This is a genomic window from Ensifer sp. ENS02 (genome assembly GCF_014851885.1).
Classification (GTDB): domain Bacteria; phylum Pseudomonadota; class Alphaproteobacteria; order Rhizobiales; family Rhizobiaceae; genus Ensifer; species Ensifer adhaerens.
In genome coordinates, this window is the sequence record NZ_JACVAO010000007.1 from 68,607 (window position 1) to 83,907 (window position 15,301).

17 protein-coding genes are annotated in these 15,301 nt (G+C 63.0%); 12 read left to right on the top strand and 5 right to left on the bottom strand.

Annotation, left to right across the window (positions count from 1 at the left end; all coding sequences use genetic code 11):
- Position 1 precedes the first annotated feature (1 nt).
- The 4 genes from IB262_RS16010 to IB262_RS16025 all read left to right on the top strand — a co-directional run bounded on the left by IB262_RS16010 (position 2) and on the right by IB262_RS16025 (position 3,935).
- Positions 2 to 868, top strand: coding sequence for a sugar ABC transporter permease (locus tag IB262_RS16010; protein ID WP_034802451.1), 867 nt, complete (start codon positions 2 to 4; stop codon positions 866 to 868).
- Positions 869 to 890: 22 nt separating this feature from the next.
- Positions 891 to 1,709, top strand: coding sequence for a carbohydrate ABC transporter permease (locus IB262_RS16015; protein ID WP_090295357.1), 819 nt, complete (start codon positions 891 to 893; stop codon positions 1,707 to 1,709).
- Entirely contained in the window at positions 1,709 to 2,131 is a 423-nt protein-coding gene (locus tag IB262_RS16020) for a DUF2160 domain-containing protein (RefSeq protein ID WP_034802456.1), read from the top strand. The genes IB262_RS16015 and IB262_RS16020 overlap by 1 nt, the downstream gene beginning before the upstream one ends.
- 82 nt (positions 2,132 to 2,213) lie before the next feature.
- Entirely contained in the window at positions 2,214 to 3,935 is a 1,722-nt protein-coding gene (locus IB262_RS16025) for an ABC transporter substrate-binding protein (protein WP_112977401.1), read from the top strand.
- Positions 3,936 to 4,051: 116 nt separating this feature from the next.
- Here the strand turns inward: IB262_RS16025 and IB262_RS16030 are convergent, their stop codons facing one another.
- Positions 4,052 to 4,507, bottom strand: coding sequence for a hypothetical protein (locus IB262_RS16030; RefSeq protein ID WP_127889535.1), 456 nt, complete (start codon positions 4,505 to 4,507; stop codon positions 4,052 to 4,054).
- A 336-nt stretch (positions 4,508 to 4,843) separates the two neighbouring features.
- On the opposite strand from IB262_RS16030, the gene IB262_RS16035 reads away from it, so the two are divergent.
- Positions 4,844 to 6,328: a nucleobase:cation symporter-2 family protein gene (locus IB262_RS16035; protein WP_192493694.1), complete on the top strand. Its 1,485-nt coding sequence runs from the start codon at positions 4,844 to 4,846 to the stop codon at positions 6,326 to 6,328.
- Positions 6,329 to 6,487: 159 nt separating this feature from the next.
- Positions 6,488 to 7,399, top strand: a complete 912-nt coding sequence (locus tag IB262_RS16040) for an EamA family transporter (protein ID WP_192493695.1) — start codon at positions 6,488 to 6,490, stop codon at positions 7,397 to 7,399.
- Positions 7,400 to 7,462: 63 nt separating this feature from the next.
- Here the strand turns inward: IB262_RS16040 and IB262_RS16045 are convergent, their stop codons facing one another.
- The gene (locus tag IB262_RS16045) at positions 7,463 to 7,891 is read right to left on the bottom strand and encodes a Fur family transcriptional regulator (protein ID WP_034802472.1); all 429 of its coding nucleotides are present in this window, start codon (positions 7,889 to 7,891) and stop codon (positions 7,463 to 7,465) included.
- 121 nt (positions 7,892 to 8,012) lie between these two features.
- Here IB262_RS16045 and IB262_RS16050 point away from each other — a divergent pair, with 121 nt between their 5' ends.
- Genes IB262_RS16050 through IB262_RS16065 form a run of 4 tightly spaced genes read left to right on the top strand, consistent with a single transcriptional unit; the run spans position 8,013 to position 11,555 of the window.
- Positions 8,013 to 8,918, top strand: a complete 906-nt coding sequence (locus IB262_RS16050; RefSeq protein WP_034802475.1) for a metal ABC transporter substrate-binding protein — start codon at positions 8,013 to 8,015, stop codon at positions 8,916 to 8,918.
- Positions 8,915 to 9,850 (top strand): manganese/iron ABC transporter ATP-binding protein, encoded by a 936-nt coding sequence (locus IB262_RS16055; protein ID WP_034802478.1) that lies wholly within the window; start codon positions 8,915 to 8,917, stop codon positions 9,848 to 9,850. Before IB262_RS16050 ends, IB262_RS16055 begins: the two co-directional genes overlap by 4 nt.
- Positions 9,847 to 10,707, top strand: coding sequence for a metal ABC transporter permease (locus IB262_RS16060; RefSeq protein WP_034802481.1), 861 nt, complete (start codon positions 9,847 to 9,849; stop codon positions 10,705 to 10,707). Before IB262_RS16055 ends, IB262_RS16060 begins: the two co-directional genes overlap by 4 nt.
- Positions 10,704 to 11,555, top strand: coding sequence for a metal ABC transporter permease (locus tag IB262_RS16065; RefSeq protein WP_060611074.1), 852 nt, complete (start codon positions 10,704 to 10,706; stop codon positions 11,553 to 11,555). Before IB262_RS16060 ends, IB262_RS16065 begins: the two co-directional genes overlap by 4 nt.
- 40 nt (positions 11,556 to 11,595) lie before the next feature.
- Here the strand turns inward: IB262_RS16065 and IB262_RS16070 are convergent, their stop codons facing one another.
- Together IB262_RS16070 and IB262_RS16075 are read right to left on the bottom strand one after the other, a co-directional pair.
- Positions 11,596 to 12,345 carry a F0F1 ATP synthase subunit A gene (locus IB262_RS16070; RefSeq protein WP_113135851.1) on the bottom strand — a complete coding sequence of 250 codons (750 nt, stop codon included), beginning with the start codon at positions 12,343 to 12,345 and terminating at the stop codon, positions 11,596 to 11,598.
- Between the two features lie 330 nt (positions 12,346 to 12,675).
- The gene (locus tag IB262_RS16075) at positions 12,676 to 13,581 is read right to left on the bottom strand and encodes an aminoglycoside phosphotransferase family protein (RefSeq protein WP_192493696.1); all 906 of its coding nucleotides are present in this window, start codon (positions 13,579 to 13,581) and stop codon (positions 12,676 to 12,678) included.
- A gap of 41 nt (positions 13,582 to 13,622) precedes the next feature.
- Between IB262_RS16075 and IB262_RS16080 the strand changes: the two genes are divergently transcribed.
- Both IB262_RS16080 and IB262_RS16085 read left to right on the top strand, forming a co-directional pair.
- Positions 13,623 to 13,784: a hypothetical protein gene (locus tag IB262_RS16080; protein ID WP_162727342.1), complete on the top strand. Its 162-nt coding sequence runs from the start codon at positions 13,623 to 13,625 to the stop codon at positions 13,782 to 13,784.
- A gap of 81 nt (positions 13,785 to 13,865) precedes the next feature.
- Positions 13,866 to 14,780 (top strand): DUF6030 family protein, encoded by a 915-nt coding sequence (locus IB262_RS16085; protein WP_246802657.1) that lies wholly within the window; start codon positions 13,866 to 13,868, stop codon positions 14,778 to 14,780.
- Between the two features lie 36 nt (positions 14,781 to 14,816).
- On the opposite strand, the gene IB262_RS16090 is transcribed toward IB262_RS16085, so the two are convergent.
- Positions 14,817 to 15,248: an Lrp/AsnC family transcriptional regulator gene (locus tag IB262_RS16090; protein ID WP_043619168.1), complete on the bottom strand. Its 432-nt coding sequence runs from the start codon at positions 15,246 to 15,248 to the stop codon at positions 14,817 to 14,819.
- Positions 15,249 to 15,301 lie beyond the last annotated feature (53 nt).

Consider the following 15,301-nt stretch of genomic DNA (forward strand, 5'->3'; position numbering starts at 1 on the left):
CATGGAGAAAACCTGGAACAACAAGGCCTGGTTCATGGTGCTGCCGGTCCTCGTGCTGGTCGCCTTCTCGGCCGTCATCCCGCTGATGACCGTCGTCAACTATTCGGTCCAGGACACCTTCGGCAACAACCAGTTCTTCTGGGCCGGCACCGACTGGTACGTGCAGGTGCTGACGTCGGACCGCTTCTGGGACGCGCTCAGCCGCAACCTGATCTTCTCGGCGATCATCCTGGCAATCGAAATCCCGCTCGGCATCATCATCGCGCTCAACATGCCGAAGAAGGGTCTCGGCGTACCGGTCTGCCTGGTCCTGATGGCGCTGCCGCTCTTGATCCCGTGGAACGTCGTCGGCACCATCTGGCAGGTCTTCGGCCGCGTCGACATCGGCCTGCTCGGCCGCACGCTCGAAGCGATCGGCATCAACTACAATTACGTGCAGAACCCCGTTGCCGCCTGGGTCACGCTGATCGTCATGGACGTCTGGCACTGGACGAGCCTCGTCGTCCTGCTCTGCTATGCCGGTCTCGTCTCGATCCCCGACGCCTATTACCAGGCGGCCAAGATCGACGGCGCCTCGCGCTGGTCGGTGTTCCGCTACATCCAGCTGCCGAAGATGAAGCGCGTGCTTTTGATCGCCTTCCTGCTGCGGTTCATGGATAGTTTCATGATCTACACCGAGCCCTTCGTCGTCACCGGCGGCGGTCCCGGCAACTCGACAACCTTCCTGTCCATCGACCTCGTCAAGACGGCCATCGGCCAGTTCGACCTCGGTCCTGCGGCAGCGCTATCGATCATCTACTTCCTCATCATCCTGCTGCTCTCGTGGATCTTCTACACCGTGATGACCACGAGCGACGCGCAGGGCTGACAAAGGTGGGAGGAGAAACAAAATGCAAAAACAACTACTTACCGAACGCCTCTCCTGGCTGGTGCCGACGGTCTACATCGTCTTCCTGCTCCTGCCGATCTATTGGCTCGTCAACATGAGCTTCAAGGAAACGAGCGAGATCCTGAGCACCTTCTCGCTCTGGCCGGTCAATCCGACGCTCCGGAACTACCAGGTGATCTTCACCGATCCCTCCTGGTACAACGGCTACATCAACTCGATCATCTACGTCGTCATGAACACGGTGATCTCGGTGACGGCAGCGCTGCCGGCGGCCTACGCCTTCTCGCGCTACCGCTTCCTCGGCGACAAGCACCTGTTCTTCTGGCTCTTGACCAACCGCATGGCGCCGCCGGCCGTCTTCGCGCTGCCCTTCTTCCAGCTCTATTCGGCCTTCGGCCTGATCGACACGCACATCGCGGTTGCCCTTGCGCACTGCCTGTTCAACGTGCCGCTCGCGGTCTGGATCCTGGAAGGCTTCATGTCGGGCGTGCCGAAGGAGATCGACGAGACCGCCTATATCGACGGTTACTCGTTCCCGCGCTTCTTCGTGAAGATCTTCATGCCGCTGATCGCCTCGGGCATCGGTGTCGCTGCGTTCTTCTGCTTCATGTTCTCCTGGGTCGAACTGCTGCTTGCCCGCACGCTGACGACCACGGACGCCAAGCCGATCGCCGCCACTATGACCCGCACGGTCTCCGCCTCCGGTCTCGACTGGGGCGTGCTGGCGGCCGCCGGCGTGCTCACCATCATTCCGGGCGCACTCGTGATCTATTTCGTTCGCAACTACATCGCCAAGGGCTTTGCCCTGGGGAGGGTATGATGACCGCTCAACCCGTTCGCAACGCTCGCTGGCAACTGCCGTTTGCCGCCGTTCTCGTCGTCTACGCCGCCGTTGCCGGGCTGCTCTTCAGCATGCTGCCCATCAAGGACGGCGCGCGCGACTGGTTCGCGCCGCTTATCCCCGGTGGCTGGATGGCCTGGTCGTTTCCGTCGGCCATGTTCTTCCTGACGATCTTCGCACTGCTGTCGATGATGGCGGTCTGGGAATATGCCTCGCCCGGTGGCAACCCGCGCGTCGGCATCCTGCGCTTCGAGACGACACGGGGCGATCGCCTCTTCGTGTCACTGCTCGGCAGCGCCTTCATTCACCTCGCATGGCTCGGCTTCGTCGGCGGGCAGAACCTGTGGTGGGCGCTCGCGCTCTCCCTGGTCTATGCCGTCGGCGTCTTCCGCTACGTCTGAGGCGAACCGATTTGAGGGGCCGCCAGACGGGCGGCCCCTCGAAAGATAAAGAACCGCATTCGCAAACCTAAGGGAGGGAATTATGCGACGGCATCTTTTGACTACGACGGCAGCTATGCTGCTGGCTTTCACCGGCAGCGCTTTTGCCGGCATGGACGAAGCCAAGAAATTCCTCGACAGCGAGATCGGCGACATGTCCTCGCTCGACCGCGCCGGCCAGGAAGCCGAAATGCAATGGTTCGTCGATGCGGCGAAGCCCTTTGCCGGCATGGAAATCAAGGTCGTTTCCGAAACGATCACCACCCATGAATACGAATCGAAGACCCTGGCCAAGGCCTTCTCCGACATCACCGGCATCAAGATCACCCACGACCTGATCGGCGAAGGCGACGTCGTCGAAAAGCTGCAGACGCAGATGCAGTCGGGCGAAAACGTCTATGACGCCTACATCAACGACTCGGATCTGATCGGTACCCATTGGCGCTACCAGCAGGCCCGCAGCCTGACCGACTTCATGGCCAATGAAGGCAAGGACGTCACCAACCCGAACCTCGACATCGACGACTTCATCGGCAAGTCGTTCACGACAGCACCGGATGGCAAGCTCTACCAGCTTCCCGACCAGCAGTTCGCGAACCTCTACTGGTTCCGCTACGACTGGTTCAACGACGAGAAGAACAAGGCGGACTTCAAGGCGAAGTACGGCTACGACCTCGGCGTTCCGGTCAACTGGTCGGCCTATGAGGATATCGCCGAGTTCTTCACCGGTCGCGAAGTCGACGGCAAGAAAGTCTATGGCCACATGGACTACGGCAAGAAGGACCCGTCGCTCGGCTGGCGCTTCACCGACGCCTGGCTGTCGATGGCCGGCAACGGCGACAAGGGCATCCCGAACGGCAAGCCGGTCGACGAGTGGGGCATCAAGGTCGACGAAAACTCGCGCCCGGTCGGCTCCTGCGTTGCCCGCGGTGGCGACACCAACGGCCCGGCCGCTGTCTACTCCATCCAGAAGTATCTCGACTGGATGAAGGCCTACGCACCGGCAGCTGCGCAGGGCATGACCTTCTCGGAATCCGGCCCGGTTCCGTCGCAGGGCGAAGTCGCCCAGCAGATGTTCACCTACACGGCGTTCACCGCCGACTTCGTCAAGCCGGGCCTGCCCGTCGTCAACGAGGACGGCACGCCGAAGTGGCGTTTTGCTCCGAGCCCGCATGGCGTCTACTGGAAGGACGGCATGAAGCTCGGTTACCAGGACGCCGGTTCCTGGACGCTGCTGAAGTCCACGCCTGACGACCGCGCCAAGGCCGCCTGGCTCTATGCGCAGTTCGTGACCTCGAAGACCGTCGACGTGAAGAAGAGCCATGTCGGCCTCACCTTCATCCGCCAGTCGACGCTGGACCACAAGAGCTTCACGGACCGCGCTCCGAAGCTCGGCGGTCTGATCGAGTTCTACCGTTCGCCGGCCCGCCTGCAGTGGTCGCCGACCGGCACGAACGTTCCTGACTATCCGAAGCTGGCTCAGCTTTGGTGGCAGGCGATCGGCGATGCATCCTCGGGTGCCAAGACCGCTCAGGAAGCCATGGACTCGCTGTGCGCCGAGCAGGAGAAGGTTCTCTCCCGTCTCGAACGCTCGGGCGTTCAGGGCGACATCGGTCCGAAGCTCGCCGAAGAGCACGATCTCGAGTACTGGAACAAGGATGCCGTTTCCAAGGGCAACCTCGCTCCGCAGCTGAAGATCGAGCACGAGAAGGAAAAGCCGCAGACCGTCAACTACGACGATCTGGTCAAGAGCTGGCAGAAGTAAGAAACCAACGGCCGCCTGCAAAACGGGCGGCCCTCATCTCCTCGGGAGATGCGGCACCGGGGTCGGCAACGGCCCCGGTATTTCTTTGCCCATAGGCGTGAAAGGACCTGTCGCGCCTACATGTGGGCAAGCCGCAAGCGTCCGGATTTCTCGGATCGTCGCTTGTCGAAGATGGCCCTGACCGCCTGCGTCGAGCCATCATCCATCCGCACGCTCATATCCATGTGGAGATGCTCATCGACGATCGTGATGCGGATGTCGAACGGCTTGCCGCGATAGCGGCCGGCGCCGTCCTCGTTCCAGCGCCCGATGCCCGCAGCGCTCGAACCGCCGCCGACGCGCCCGAGATGGGTCACCGCGAACCATCCATCCCTCCCCGTCACCTTCAGCACGGGGCCGTTCCGCCGGATCTCGACCGAGCAGCTCTCGCAGTCACCGGCGCCGGACGTGACCTGCTGCCATTGCCCCTGGAAGCTGACGCCGCTCGCCCCGGCGACCGCCGGCCAGAGAACGATCAGCAGCACGAAAAGCGCACGGCAGGGAGACGAAAAGGCCACTCTGCAAGATTTCATCGACATGATCCCAAACGAACCGCGGCGGAGCCTTCGCACCCGGCGCGACGAACCATCGTCGCTTCGCATTGCAGCAACGTTGCATCGTTGCTAGGATCAAGCTGTTCGTTGGCGCGCCTTGAGGCCTTCTTCGGCAATACCTGCCCGGTCGGCGCCGTTCGACGGTCAAATCCGAACCTTTCCCGCCCCGATCACCCCTCGACAACTTCCCCCGAAATCCGGAAAGTGTTTTCGTTCCGGCGATACTTGCGACATTCTGTCTCGACAACCGAAGATAGCGTTTCCCCTGTTGGAGGACGGGGGGCCGGACTGGTCGATGTAATGGGAGGAGGAACCATGAGCGACGTTTCCAGCATTCACCCTGTGGACGAGAGGCTGCCCGTGGGCAGACTTGCGACCCTCGGGTTGCAGCATGTCCTTGTCATGTATGGCGGCGCCGTCGCGGTGCCCCTGATCGTCGGCCGCGCCTTGCAGCTCAGCCCCCAGGACGTCGCTTTCCTGATTTCCGCCGATCTTTTCGTTTGCGGTCTCGTCACCATCATCCAGTCGCTTGGCCTCGGCCGCAGCATCGGCATCCGGCTTCCGGTCATGATGGGCGTTACTTTCGCCTCGGTCGGCCCGATGGTCTCGATGGCGGCGATGACACCCGGACAAGAGGGTGGCCGGATGATCTTCGGCGCGATCATCGGCGCCGGCCTCGTCGCGCTCCTGCTCGCGCCGGTCATGGGCCGGCTTCTCAGGTTCTTCCCCCCCGTCGTCACCGGCACGATCATTCTCGTCATCGGCGTTTCGCTGATGCGCGTCGGCGTGAACTGGATCTTCGGCAATCCCTTCGGTCCGACCGCACCCAAGCTCGTCGATCCGAGCCATGCGGAATGGCTGGCGGAGCTCAAGAAGGCCGCGGCCACCGGAGGCCCGGCGGTACCGGACGGCCTGGTGCTTGGCGCCAGCGTGCCGAACCCGCTCTACGCCGAGCCGAGCCACATCGCGCTGGCCGGCTTCGTGCTTCTCTCCATTCTCGTGATCGCCCGCTTCGGCCGCGGACTGATCAGCAACATCGCGGTGCTGACCGGCGTCGTCGTCGGCTGCGTCGTCGCCGCAGCACTCGGCATGATGCATTTCGACCGGGTGGCCGATGCCGGCTGGTTTGCCGTGGTCACGCCGCTGCGCTTCGGCATGCCGATCTTCGATCCGGTGCTGATCGCCACCATGTCGCTGGTGATGATCGTCGTGATGATCGAATCGACCGGCATGTTCCTGGCACTCGGCGAAATCACCAATCGCGAAGTCTCGCGGCAGCAGTTGACGGCGGGGCTCAGGGTCGATGGCCTCGGCACCATGATCGGCGGCCTGTTCAACACCTTCCCCTACACGAGCTTCTCGCAGAATGTCGGGCTTGTCGGCGTCACCGGCGTCAAGAGCCGCTACGTCTGCGTGATGGGGGGCGTCATCATGATCGCGCTCGGCCTCATCCCGAAGATGGGCGCACTGGTCGAAGCGGTTCCGACCTTCGTGCTCGGCGGCGCCGGCCTTGTGATGTTCGGCATGGTCGCTGCGACCGGCGTGCGCATCCTGTCGACCGTCGATTTCAAGTCGTCGCGCAACAACCTGTTCGTGGTCGCCGTCTCGGTCGGCTTCGGCCTGATCCCGCTGATCGCGCCGAACTTCCTGATCTGGCTGCCGCATGCGATCCACCCGATCATCGAGTCCGGCATCGTGCTTGCCTCGATCTCGGCCGTCGTGCTCAACGCCTTCTTCAATGGCCTCAGCTTCGAAAGCACAGCCAGCGTCAACGCGGCCAAGCTCGCCGACAGCCATTGAGCCACCCGCAATCACGGATACCCCGGCTTTCCCGCGAAAGCCGGGGTTTCGCTTTTCCACATCTCGGAGGATCCCGATACTTCGATCGCCAACGAAGCATCCGCCGTAAGCGTCGCGCTAGAACGATGGCAACAATGACGACACAAGGATGCGATCCCGATGGCCAAGACCAACCTTTCTTTCGAACTCCTGCTGCTTCTTGCGCTCGCAACGCTCTGGGGCGCCTCCTACACCTTCATCAAGATCGGCATCGAGACCATTCCGCCGGTCACGCTGATTGCCGCCCGCACCCTGATTGCCGGCGCGCTTCTTCTTGCCGTTCTGCGCTGGCGTGGTCTCAGCCTGCCGCGTGACGCGGCGACCTGGCGGCGCTTCCTGTTCCAGGCCTGCCTCAACAGCGTTGTGCCCTTCACGCTGATCGCCTGGGCCGAGCAGACGATCGATGCCGGCATCGCCTCGATCCTCAATGCAACGACGCCGATCTTCGCCTTCCTGATGACGGCGCTGATCACCCGCCACGAAGCGGTCACGGCCCGCAAGCTCGTTGGCATCGTCGCCGGCATGACCGGCATCAGCCTGATCATCGGCATGGAGGCCTTCGGCGGCCTCGGGGAACAGTTGCTGCCACAGTTGGCCGTGGTGCTCGCCACCGTCTGCTACGGGGGCGCCGCCATCTTCGGTCGCGGCTTCAAGGGACTCGACCCGATGATGCCCGCCGCCGGCTCGTTGATCGCAGGTGCTGCCCTGCTGATCCCGGTAAGCCTCGTCGTCGACAGGCCCTGGACGCTTGCGCCGTCGACGGAGTCGCTGCTGGCACTGCTCGGCCTCGCCGTCTTCTCGACCGCCCTTGCCTTTGCCATCTACTTCCGGCTGATCCAGACACTGGGCTCGGTCGGCGCCACGGCACAGGCCTATCTGCGCGTGCCGATCGGCGTTGCCATCGGCTCGCTCTTCCTCGGCGAACGGCTGTCGGACACCGCCTGGATCGGCCTTGGCTGCGTCATCGTCGGGGTCGCGGCCATGACCATTCCGGCGCGGCGACGCGTCGCCGCGATCGCCGACCGCGGCTGAGGCCACTTACGGATAAAGAGCAGAGATTGCGCGCGCCGTCTGGCGCGCGCCATTGCCGACGCCTCAGTCCTTGCGCTTGCGGCAGTAGAGTTCCAGCCGGTGACGTACGAGGTCATAGCCGAGTTCGGCGGCGATTTCCGCCTGAAGCTGCTCGATCTTGTCGGAGCGGAACTCGATCACCGCACCGGTGTCGATGTCGATCAGATGATCGTGGTGCGGCGCGTCGGCGGTCTCGAAGCGAGCGGTCGCACTCTCAAAGGCATGGCGCTGCACCACGCCCTGTTGCTCAAGCGCAGACAACGTCCGGTAGACCGTCGATAGCGAGACGGTGGCGTCGATTTCCTTCGCCCGGCGATGCAGTTCGTTTGCATCCGGATGGTCTTCGGCGGTGGCGAGGATCTTCAGAATAGCGGCACGCTGGCGCGTCACGCGCACGCCGCCATCCCTCAACACGCCTTCCAGTTCTTCGACACGATTCTTGTTCTGTTTCATGGTCGTACACTAGCCAAGGGCACGGCCTTTGAAAATAGCTAGTTGCGAATGCTTCTCATTTGCATTGACTTATGCAAATCATTCCCCTACTCCTGTGAGCATCAACATCTGGGAGTAGAGAATGATCGATCAGACGAGGCGCGCGATCCTGGCGGCAATGACGGCCGTCGCAGCCATTGCGCTCGTTCCAGGCGCCGCTTACGCGCAGGAGAAATTCAAGGCAGTGACGACTTTTACGGTCATTGCCGACATGGCAAAGAACGTCGCGGGCGACGCGGCCATCGTCGAATCGATCACCAAGCCGGGCGCCGAGATCCACAACTACCAGCCGACGCCGCGCGATATCCTGAAGGCGCATGACGCCAAGCTGATCCTCTGGAATGGCCTGAACCTGGAGCGCTGGTTCGAGAAATTCTTCCAGAACTTCGACGATGTTCCCGGTGTCGTCGTCTCGACCGGCATCGACCCCATGGGCATTGCCGAGGGCCCCTATACCGGCAAGCCCAATCCGCATGCCTGGATGTCGCCATCGGCCGCGTTGATCTATGTCGACAACATCCGCGACGCCTTCGTGAAGTACGACCCTGATAATGCCGAGACCTACAAGGCCAATGCCGAGGCCTATAAGCAGAAGATCGAGGCGACCATTGCACCGATCCGCGCCGAGATCGCCAAGATCCCCGAGGACAAGCGCTGGCTGGTCTCGAGCGAAGGCGCCTTCAGCTACCTGATCCGCGATTTCGGAATGAAGGAACTCTATCTCTGGCCGATCAACGCCGACCAGCAGGGTACCCCGCAGCAGGTCCGCAAGGTGATCGACGCCGTCCGGGCGAACCATATCCCTGTGGTCTTCTCCGAAAGCACGATTTCGCCGGACCCGGCAGAACAAGTGGCGCGCGAGACCGGTGCAAAATACGGCGGTGTGCTCTACGTTGATTCCTTGAGCGAAGCGGACGGCCCGGTTCCGACCTATGTCGACCTGCTGCGCGTCACATCGGAAACCATCGCCAAGGGTCTTGCACAATGAACCTTCAGGTGAAGACGCGCTCCGGGCCAGCACCTTCTTCCGGTGAGCAAGGAAGCGGCATCCGCGTCGCGGGTGCCACCGTCACCTACCGCAACGGCCTGCGGGCGCTGCGTGACGCCAGTTTCGAGATCCCGACCGGCACGATCACTGCGCTCGTTGGCGTCAACGGCAGCGGCAAGTCGACGCTGTTCAAGGCGATCATGGGCTTTGCCCGCCTGTCGCGCGGCGAGATCGCGATCCTCGGTCTTTCCGTGCCGGACGCGCTGAAGAAAAACCTCGTCGCCTATGTGCCGCAGGCCGAAGAAGTCGACTGGAACTTCCCGGTGCTGGTCGAGGACGTGGTCATGATGGGCCGTTACGGCCACATGAACATGTTGCGCATCCCGAAGAAAGTCGATCACGAAGCGGTCGAGGCAGCCCTTGCCCGCGTCGGCATGAGCGACTACCGCAAGCGCCAGATCGGCGAACTCTCCGGCGGCCAGAAGAAGCGCGTCTTCCTCGCACGCGCCCTTGCCCAGGACGGCAAGGTCATCCTGCTCGACGAACCCTTCACCGGCGTCGACGTCAAAACCGAGGACGCGATCATTCGGCTTTTGATCGGCCTTCGCGACGAGGGCCGGGTCATGCTGGTCTCGACCCACAATCTCGGCAGCGTACCGGAATTCTGCGACCGCACCGTGCTTCTGAAGAACACCGTGCTCGCCTATGGCCCGACCGAGACGACCTTCACCCGCGAGAACCTCGAGCTCGCCTTCGGCGGCGTGCTGCGGCACTTCGTGCTCGGCGGCGATAGCCTGCACGACGACGCCGATCCCCGCCAGCTTGCCGTCATCACCGACGACGAGCGTCCGCTCGTCATGTATGGCGACAAGGACCGCATGGTGGCGCAGCCGGCAAAGCCCGAGACCAACGGGGAACAGAACGGCAAATGATCGCCACGCTCTCCGAACCCTTCACCTACGGCTACATGCTCAACGCCATGTGGGTGAGCGCACTGGTCGGCGGCGTCTGCGCCTTCCTGTCCTCCTATCTGATGCTGAAAGGCTGGTCTCTGATCGGCGACGCGCTCTCGCACTCGATTGTGCCCGGCGTTGCCGGCGCCTACATGCTCGGCCTGCCCTTCTCGCTCGGCGCCTTCTTCTCCGGCGCCCTTGCCGCCGGCGCCATGCTGTTTCTCAACCAGCGCACAAGGCTCAAGGAAGACACGATCATCGGGCTGATCTTCACCTCCTTCTTCGGCCTCGGCCTCTTCATGGTCTCGCTGTCGCCGACCTCGGTGAACATCCAGACGATCGTGCTCGGCAACATCCTGGCGATCACGCCCGCCGACACGCTGCAACTGGCGATCATCGGCATCGTCTCGCTCATCATCCTGACGGCCAAGTGGAAGGACCTGATGGTGACCTTCTTCGACGAGAGCCACGCCCGCTCGATCGGCATCCCGACGACCTTCCTCAAGGTCTTGTTCTTCACGCTGCTTTCGGCCTGCACGGTCGCGGCCCTCCAGACCGTCGGCGCCTTTCTCGTCATCGCCATGGTCGTAACACCGGGCGCCACCGCCTATTTGCTGACGGATCGTTTTCCGCGGCTGATCCTCATCAGCGTCGCCATCGGCACGCTGACGAGCTTCTTCGGCGCCTATTTCAGCTATTTCCTCGATGGCGCCACCGGCGGCATCATCATCGTGCTGCAGACGCTGATCTTCCTGACGGCCTTCGTCTTTGCCCCGAAGCACGGGCTTCTGGCCGCGCGCCGGCGCGGCGCCGAACCGGTGGAGGCCGGCCGATGATCTCGCTCGACATGATGCTTGCCGTGTTCGAATTCGAGTTCATGCGCAACGCGCTTTTGATCTCGGTTTTGGTGGCGATCCCGACCGCGATGCTCTCCTGCTTCCTGGTGCTGAAGGGCTGGTCGCTGATGGGCGATGCGATCTCACATGCCGTCTTTCCCGGCGTGGTGATCTCCTACATCGTCGGCCTGCCGCTCGCCGTCGGTGCCTTTGCCGCCGGCATGTCCTGCGCGCTGCTCACCGGCTATCTCAAGGAAAACAGCCGCATCAAGCAGGATACCGTCATGGGCGTGGTCTTCTCCGGCATGTTCGGTTTCGGCCTGGTGCTCTACACCAAGATCCAGAGCGACGTGCACCTCGATCACATCCTCTTCGGCGACATGCTCGGCATCGGCTGGCCGGACATTGTCGAGACCGGCGCGATCGCGCTCGTCGCCGCCGGCATCCTCGCGGTCAAGTGGCGGGATTTCCTGCTGCATGCCTTCGACCCGGCCCAGGCCAAGGCGGTCGGCCTGCCGGTCAACTGGCTGCACTATGGGCTGCTGGCGATCCTGTCGCTGACGATTGTCGGTGCGCTGAAGGCGGTGGGGCTGATCCTCGCCATCGCCATGCTGATCGCGCCCGGCGCCATCGCCTTCCTGATCACCCGGACAATGGGCATGATGCTCATCGTCGCCGTGCTGATCGCGATGACGGCGTCCTTCACCGGCGTCTATCTGTCCTTCTTCATCGACAGCGCGCCGGCGCCGACCATCGTGCTCCTGATGACCGCAATGTTCCTGATGGCCTTCGCCTGGTCGTCCTGGCGGACCTACCGAAACGAAGCCCGGCGCGTGGCGGCCGAATGAAAAAGAGGCTCCCCTTGGCGGGGAGCCTCTTTGCCTTATTTCAGTGGCTCGGATGCAGCGCGTCGTTGAGATACATGCAGGTCAGCATGGTGAAGATATAGGCCTGGATCAGGGCCATCAGCAGCTCCAGCCCCGTCAGCGCCACCGTCATCAGCAGGGGCATGATCGCCGCCAGAATGCCAAGCGCGCCGAAACCGCTCAAGCCCACGACGAAGCCGGCGAAAACCTTGAGCGTGATATGACCGGCGAGCATGACCGCGAACAGACGGACCGAGTGGCTGACCGGGCGCGACAGGTAGGAGACCACCTCGATCGGGATGATGATCGGTGCCAGGATCAACGGCACGCCTGAGGGCATGAACAGCCTGAGAAAGCCGAGGCCGTGCCGGTAGAGGCCGTAGAGCGTGACCGTCAGGAACACTAGCATCGCCAGCGCGAAGGTGACGGCGATATGGCTCGTTACAGTGAAGGCATAGGGAAACATGCCGATCAGGTTGGCGGTCAGGATGAACATGAACAGCGAGAACACCAGCGGGAAGAAGCGCATCCCCTTTTCGCCGGCGTTGTCGCGCAAAGTCTTTGCCGCAAACTCATAGAGGATTTCGGCAGCCGACTGCGCCCGGTTCGGCACGAGGCCGCCTCTCCTGGTCGACAGGATCAGGAAGAGGCTGGCGATCGCGATCGTCAGCACCATGTAGGCGGCCGAGTTGGTAAAGCTGATCTGGTGGCCGCCGACTTCGGCGATCGGGAAGAGCGACTTGATCTCAAATTGTTCGATGGGTCCGGCCATCATCAACCTCGTGCGTTGGTGATGAAACGGCGGCGGCGCGCGCAGGCGGCCACCTGCGCGCTTCAATATGTTGGGAAAGCGATCGGCGGCCGAGATCGTTCCACGAAACGATGGCTTCCGGCGGGGCAATCGGGCTGCTCGATGAAGGAATTGGTCACGCGGACGTGCCGCGGGCTACGGGGCTGCATGGTACGATCGTCTCCAATATCTCGGTCGAGATAATGGGGCCGTCCCCAGGCGAAACACCGACGCGGGTCGTCCCGCGTGCGCCTGACCTAGAGGCAATTTGCGCCGGGGTCAAGTCGGCGCTTGGCCGCCGCCCAACCGGTCTCAGCCGTAGCGACGGTGATCCGCAAGCACCTCGTCGATCACCACGCGCTGCTTTGCCTTTTCGCTCGCGGGCGCGCCAGTCATGTCGGCAAGGACGATCAGCGCCTTCCACAGGGTCCAGCCGCGGCCGCGCGCCCAAGCGCCGCGATCGAGAGCCATGCCGTCGCGGAAAACCTCGCGGCTCTCGCCGTCGAAAAACGTCCAGGCGATCGCCAGATCGCAGGCCGGATCCCCGACGCCGGAGGTGCCGAAGTCGATGACGCCGCTCAAGCTGTCGTTCTCGACCAGCAGGTTGCCCCAGGCGATATCGCCGTGAAACCAGACAGGCGCTCCTTCGAAAGACGCGGCAAGTGCGGCCTCCCACACCTCTGCTGCCACTGTCGTATCGACATTGTCCGCAAGCAGCGTGAGCGCTTGACGCGTCTGCGCGTCATAGAAGGCGGGCGGCCCGCCGCGATGGAAATTGTGATCGCCGGGCAAGGGTGCCCCGATGGCATCCGCTTGCATCAGCGCGCGCAGGAACCGCGCCAGGTCCTTCGCCACCTGACTGACATCGTCGACCCGCTCGACAGCCAGTGTTTGCCCGGGGAGATAACGATAGACCGACCAGGGCCAGGGAAAACCTTCTCCCGGCACGCCCTTGCCGAGAGGCACCGGAATGGGCAGCGGCAGTTGCGACGCCAGCAGCGGCAGCCAGCGATGTTCCTTTTCCACCTGCAAAACGTAGTGCTCGGCGCTCGGCAACCGGACGGTCATCCGGTCGCCGAGGCGAAACGTCCTGTTATCCCAGCCGCCCGGTTCGATCGGCCGTACGTCGAGTTCCGACCATTGCAGAAACTGCGCCGCGAGCAGCCGGCGCACCAGTGGTACGTCGATCGAGGGAGTTGCGGATGTCGGCTCTGTCATGACGAACGTACGCCCCGTTTGAATGTCTGCGGACGCAAGCTATGCAATCGCTTCCGGATTTCAACTTTTTAGTTCACGCCGACAACCATTCACCGGCGCGTTGTGCCGGGATGCAAAAGTCGCCGCGCGGTTATCGGCGGTTGCATATTGCCGCCGCGACGGATTTCGAGGATGAAGAAAGCTTGGACATCTTGCTAGCCTGAGATCATGGAAACCCGGCAGACCGATCGCCCTTCGCTGGAGGCTCCGCAGCTCATCGCCCATCATCGGGCGGGCGAGGCTGCATGAGCACGGCCAAAGGCAAGACGCCCGCCGGCAAGCCGGCCCGCAGCACCGGTCTGCGCTTCTTCATCGTGGCCCTGCTGCTGATCGTCACCGCCATCGTCGCGACGGCCCTGCTCGCCAACGAGCAGCGCAATCTGAAAAGGGTTCTGCTCGCATTCGGCCTGCCAACGACCTTCCTCGAAAGGGGGAAACCGGACGAGACGACGGGCACGAAGCGCGCGAGGCGCGTGCCACCGCGCATCGCCCTGCCCGCCTGGACCTTCCAGGATCTGCAGACGCCGGAGCAGCAGTTCCTGCGCGTCATCCGCAGCGACCCCAAGGCGCTTTGCGACGAGTTGCGCGACGCCGGGTTTCGGGAACTCGAATGGAAATCGAGCGCCGGCGAACAGGTCCAATGGGAATGCTCCTCGCTCATTTCCTTCCCCCGACCGGGCGAGGACAAACCCTCCTCGATCTTCATCTTCGTCAAGGGCAGCGGCGAGGAAGAGATCTCATCGTTCCGGGTCAAGCTCAACATCGAACGCCAGGAGGACAGCCAGGCGGTGACGACGGCGGCGGCGCGCGCGGCATCCGTGTTCCTCGACCACGTGCGCTGGGCGGATGCGGCCAGCGTCACCTTGCAGATCCAGGCGCTGAGGGAATTCGACCTCAAGCGCTTCGGCAGCCGCATCCAGCTCAAGCGTGAATCCGACGAGGAGACGCAGCGCTACAATTTCCTCGCCAATCAACCCGCCCGCGCCCGCCCGAAGAACATTGCCGAACAATATTTCGACCGCAGCAAGTGGCTCGCCTATGGCGATGGCAGCCTGCGCAGTTTCGTTCGGGGGCCGAGCGCCTGGAACGCTCCAGCCAAGGTGCCCGACGGAACGGGTAGCAACAAAGAGGAATCCGCGCCGTCCGCTAGCCCACCCTGACGGCCGCGTCGCTTGTCGCTTGAGCCGAAGGACGGCCTAGCGGTCGATCCGCGTCGAGAGGATGATCGACGACAGCGTCCGGTCGACACCGTCGATTTCGCCGATCCGATCGATCAGCAGATCGAGTTCGCTGATCGACGTCGCGGCGACCACGGCGATCAGATCGAAGCTGCCGCTGACCGAATGCAGCGTCTGGATTTCCCGGATGGCGCTCAGTTCCGGGGTCACGCGCGAGAGCGCCCGCGGCGCAATGGTGATCAGCACATGCGCCTTGACCAGCCCCTTCTCGTAGCTTTCCGAGAGGCGCACGCCATAGCCGGCGATGATGCCTTCGCGCTCCAACCGCTCGATACGGGCCTGCACCGTCGTGCGCGACAGACCAAGCCTTCGGGCAATCGTCGCCGTCGGCATGCGGGCGTTCTCGCTCAAGATGGCGAGAAGCTCGCGATCCTTGTCGGTGATCTGCATTTCGTCTGTCCTGTTGGGCAATCTGCCGAATTTAGATAGGCGATTTAGTCATA